At 39.8% G+C, this 4,459-nt stretch carries 3 protein-coding genes, 5 tRNA genes and 1 rRNA gene; 8 read left to right on the top strand and 1 reads right to left on the bottom strand.

Annotated features, from left to right (window positions below):
- Positions 1-113 precede the first annotated feature (113 nt).
- From ABLA76_RS17015 to birA, 4 genes are all read left to right on the top strand, one after another.
- A tRNA-Thr gene (locus ABLA76_RS17015) sits at positions 114-189 on the top strand.
- 34 nt (positions 190-223) lie between these two features.
- Positions 224-339, top strand: a 5S ribosomal RNA gene (gene rrf, locus ABLA76_RS17010).
- Between the two features lie 161 nt (positions 340-500).
- On the top strand, positions 501-1,541 hold the full coding sequence (murB, locus tag ABLA76_RS17005; protein WP_348988836.1) for a UDP-N-acetylmuramate dehydrogenase: 1,041 nt from the start codon (positions 501-503) through the stop codon (positions 1,539-1,541).
- Positions 1,538-2,497 (top strand): bifunctional biotin--[acetyl-CoA-carboxylase] ligase/biotin operon repressor BirA, encoded by a 960-nt coding sequence (gene birA, locus ABLA76_RS17000; protein ID WP_348988835.1) that lies wholly within the window; start codon positions 1,538-1,540, stop codon positions 2,495-2,497. The genes murB and birA overlap by 4 nt, the downstream gene beginning before the upstream one ends.
- A 33-nt stretch (positions 2,498-2,530) precedes the next feature.
- Here birA and coaA read toward each other — a convergent pair whose 3' ends face one another.
- A complete protein-coding gene (gene coaA, locus ABLA76_RS16995; protein WP_047771711.1) occupies positions 2,531-3,481 on the bottom strand; it encodes a type I pantothenate kinase in 951 nt (316 codons plus the stop codon).
- A 419-nt stretch (positions 3,482-3,900) separates the two neighbouring features.
- Between coaA and ABLA76_RS16990 the strand changes: the two genes are divergently transcribed.
- The 4 genes from ABLA76_RS16990 to ABLA76_RS16975 all read left to right on the top strand — a co-directional run bounded on the left by ABLA76_RS16990 (position 3,901) and on the right by ABLA76_RS16975 (position 4,332).
- Positions 3,901-3,976 (top strand) — tRNA-Thr (locus ABLA76_RS16990).
- A gap of 15 nt (positions 3,977-3,991) precedes the next feature.
- Positions 3,992-4,076: transfer RNA gene (locus ABLA76_RS16985), tRNA-Tyr, on the top strand.
- Between the two features lie 99 nt (positions 4,077-4,175).
- Positions 4,176-4,250 (top strand) — tRNA-Gly (locus tag ABLA76_RS16980).
- Positions 4,251-4,256: 6 nt separating this feature from the next.
- A tRNA-Thr gene (locus tag ABLA76_RS16975) sits at positions 4,257-4,332 on the top strand.
- Positions 4,333-4,459 lie beyond the last annotated feature (127 nt).

The following is a 4,459-nucleotide window of genomic DNA, read 5'->3' as shown; positions in this document are numbered from 1 at the left end:
ACGCCGTAGCGCCGATGGTAGTGTGGGGTCTCCCCATGTGAGAGTAGGACACTGCCAGACATTGATTTATAAGTGTTGCCCATTTGGCAACACTTTTTATTTATTTAGTATTTGCTGATATGGCTCAGTTGGTAGAGCACACCCTTGGTAAGGGTGAGGTCCCCAGTTCGAATCTGGGTATCAGCACCATGAATAATATGTTCGGCAAATACAACAGAATTTGCTTGGCGGCGATAGCGCGGCGGTCCCACCTGACCCCATGCCGAACTCAGCAGTGAAACGCCGTAGCGCCGATGGTAGTGTGGGGTCTCCCCATGCGAGAGTAGGGAACTGCCAAGCTTTAATATCCAGTCAAAAGGCCACTCATATTGGGTGGCCTTTTGCATTTCTAGTTCTTTTTTATTTCCATCAACAGATAGGTGTCAGGTAACTACTACTTATCTTTCAAATATAGAGTCTGGTAGACTACGACTAAAATTACCCTATTGAGTTTGAAATGAATGTCTGTCTGTCAATCTACTCAACTAAAAGCGTTTAACACGTTTGGCCTTTTAGCCAGTGCTGATCATATTGGTATAGCCACTTCTATTGAATCGCTTTTGGCTTTATGGCAAGAAGCAATGGAAAAGGATCATCCTATTTTATTATTGGGAGGAGGAAGTAACATCCTTTTCACCGAAAATTTTAAAGGTACTGTGATCTTAAATCGTATTCTTGGTATCAATATACAAGAGTCAGATACTGCATGGCACATTCATGTTGGTGCAGGTGAAAATTGGCATGAACTGATTACTTACTTATTTAAACAACGGATCTATGGTTTGGAAAATTTAGCCTTGATCCCTGGAAATGTTGGCTCTGCTCCAATCCAGAACATTGGAGCATATGGTGTTGAATTTAAAAATGTCTGTGAGTATGTGGATTTTGTTGAGCTGAAAACAGGTAATTCAATCCGTCTAATGGCGAATGAGTGTCAGTTTGCGTATAGAGACAGCATCTTTAAGCATCAATACAAAGATGGTTATGCTATCACAGCAGTCGGTTTACGTTTGAATAAGAAATGGGAACCTATTTTAACTTACGGTGCCTTAGCGCAGTTTTTACGAGAAAAAGTCACACCAGAACAAATATTCGATGCTGTGTGTGAAATGCGCCAGAGTAAGTTACCAGATCCTGCGTTGATGGGTAATGCAGGCAGTTTCTTTAAAAACCCTATTGTATCTATTGAGTTAGCATATAGGATTAAGTCTGAATATCCCAACTGCCCTCAATACCCTCATGATGAGCATAGCGTAAAGATTGCAGCGGGTTGGCTTATCGAACAATGTCAATTGAAGGGTTATGCTATTGGTGGCGCTGCCGTACACCTGAAACAGTCATTAGTATTAATTAATAAAGGTAATGCAACGGGACAAGATGTCATTACCTTGGCTGCTTATGTACGTAGTAAGGTTGCAGAAAAATTTAATATCTTCTTAGAGCCTGAGGTACGCTTCATTGGCAGTATAGGTGAAATAGACGCAGTGGAATGTATTTCATGAAAGATCTTAGTATCCCATTAAAATTAATTAAAGTGTTATCTGATGGTGAAATTCATTCAGGCCAACAACTTGGTCAGGAATTGGGAATGAGCCGAGCAGGAATCAATAAACATATTCAAACTATTCGTGAATGGGGAGTAGAGGTTCTTACTCTTCCTGGCAAAGGTTACCGCTTTCCTGCCCCAATGAATCTTCTGGATAAAGAAGTTATTGAAAACTATCTTCCTAATGATCACATTGAAGTAATACCTGTCATTGATTCCACTAATCAATATATTCTGGAAAATTTAGCTGAACTCGATTCAGGAGATACTTGTGTTGCAGAATATCAATATGCCGGTAGAGGGCGTCGTGGTAGAAAGTGGGTTTCTGCTTTTGGTCGCAACTTATATCTATCTATGTATTGGCGTTTAGAACAAGGGCCAGCAGCAGCGATAGGTTTAAGTTTAGTCGTTGGTATTATTCTTGCAGAAGTTCTTAATCGCCAGGGAGCAGAAAGAATAAAAGTAAAATGGCCAAATGACTTATACTTAGATGATAAAAAACTTGCTGGAATATTGGTTGAGCTGACGGGAAAAACAGGAGATGCAGCCCATGTTGTTATCGGAATAGGCATGAATATTTCGATGAGTAGCGATCAACAAAGATCAATTAATCAAAATTGGACTAATTTACAGCAATCAGGAACGATTATTGAACGGAATAAGTTGGTCTCTGAAATCATAATAGAACTTAAAAAATCGTTAATGCAATTTGAAAATGAAGGGCTAACTTCTTTCATTTCCCGGTGGTTTGAATTAGATAATTTTATTAATCGTTCAGTGAAATTAATTATTGGTGATCGGGAAGTTCATGGGATAGCTCGTGGAATAGATCAACAAGGGGCTTTGTTACTTGATATTAATGGCGTTGTTACGCCTTATATCGGCGGCGAAATTTCCTTGCGAGGTTGTTGAATGTAAAGCCGGAAATATTTCCGGCTTTTTGCTTTATTTTCTTAATCTGACGCTTTCGATCGTGTGATTGATGCCTTTCGTCATAATCAAACTAGCTCGTTCTCTCGTTGGTAAGATGTTTTGCTGCAGGTTTAATCCATTAATTTCCCGCCAAATACTCGATGCTACTTTTATCGCTTCTTCTGTCGTTAGTTTAGAATAATTGTGGAAATAAGAATCAGGATCAGAAAAAGCGCCTTGCCGAAACTTAAGAAAACGATTGACGTACCATTGTTTGAGTAATTCTTCCTGTGCATCTACATAAATAGAAAAATCAACAAAATCAGAGACAAATACATGATGTGGCTCATGTGGATAATCCATGCCACTTTGTAATACGTTTAAACCTTCGAGAATAAGAATATCTGGCTTTTCGATAATAAGTTGTTCATGAGGAACGATGTCATAGCTCAGGTGAGAATATACCGGCGCGATGACTTTTTCTGCACCTGATTTTATATCGGCGACAAATTTGACCAAGCTACGCATATCATAGGATTCAGGGAATCCCTTTTTTTTCATTAATCCACGTTCATTTAATATATTGTTGGAGTGTAAAAAACCGTCTGTTGTCACTAATTTGACACGACGATGTTCTGGCCAACGGCTGAGTAGTGCCTGTAATAAGCGTGCGGTTGTACTTTTTCCAACAGCAACGCTGCCTGCTATCCCAATAACATAAGGTATTTTTTGTTCATCTGTCCCTAAGAATTGCTCAAGAACAGCTTGCCGCCGCAAATTGGAGCTAATGTAAAAATTGAGTAGGCGTGACAATGGAAGATAGATTTCAATCACTTCATCTATTGAGATTTCTTCATTGATCCCTTTTAAAGCAGCGACTTCTTCTTCTGTTAATGTTAAAGGCACCGAGTCACGCAATGTGGCCCAATGTTTACGATCAAATTGTAAATATGGAGTTGTCAAAAAAGATTCTTTCTTATTCATAAGCCAACATCTGCCTGTTTATGCAGGTTGGACAGGTTGTTGAGAACACCCGTATCCGACAAAAAAATAAATCTCATCATATCGGTTGCGCCATCGTAGGCGTAGAATTTTTTATAATTTTAGTCATTTTTTTGATGGTAAATGCAAAAATGTATTATTTCTGAGTCTATTGTGACCGTCAGTTTCTTTTTTTTTATCAAGATAAAGACAAGTGTGATACAAATAATTTAAAAAAATAATTGGCAGATGCATTTATTGGTTCTTCCTGTACAAGAGTTGTTTGTTGGATATTTAATCTGAAACTATTGAAAAAAACACCAGAAGCATTAAAAACGATTGTTTTATGAGCGAAAGAACAAAAAAAACAATTTTTTTGTTGCATCGTGGGCCAACTCTTCCTAGAATGCGCAGCACTTGATGCCGGCATAGCTCAGTTGGTAGAGCAACTGACTTGTAATCAGTAGGTCCCGAGTTCGACTCTTGGTGCCGGCACCATTAAAAATTTGGAAAGGTGGGGTTCCCGAGCGGCCAAAGGGAGCAGACTGTAAATCTGCCGTCACAGACTTCGAAGGTTCGAATCCTTCCCCCACCACCATTAACCAGTTTAGATCTTGGGTGTTCTGCTCGAGTTATACTCTAGAAATACACTTAAGATATAGTATACAGCTGATTAAAGTCAGGTCGCCGAGTTCACGCGGGCATCGTATAATGGCTATTACCTCAGCCTTCCAAGCTGATGATGCGGGTTCGATTCCCGCTGCCCGCTCCAAGATGTGCTGATATAGCTCAGTTGGTAGAGCACACCCTTGGTAAGGGTGAGGTCGGCAGTTCGAATCTGCCTATCAGCACCACTTCTCCTGTTGTTACTTCCTGATTTTCTTCCTGTAAATATCTCGCAAGCAATTGCTTGGTTGATGTGGTGAAACCACCGATTCCGTGTCTTAGAGGGACAACCTAATGTCTAAAGAAAAGTTTGAA

It is taken from the genome of Xenorhabdus sp. SGI240, assembly GCF_040081915.1.
Lineage (GTDB): Bacteria > Pseudomonadota > Gammaproteobacteria > Enterobacterales > Enterobacteriaceae > Xenorhabdus > Xenorhabdus bakwenae.
The sequence above is the reverse complement of the archived record's forward strand: the minus strand, read 5'-3'. Positions and strand labels throughout refer to the sequence as shown.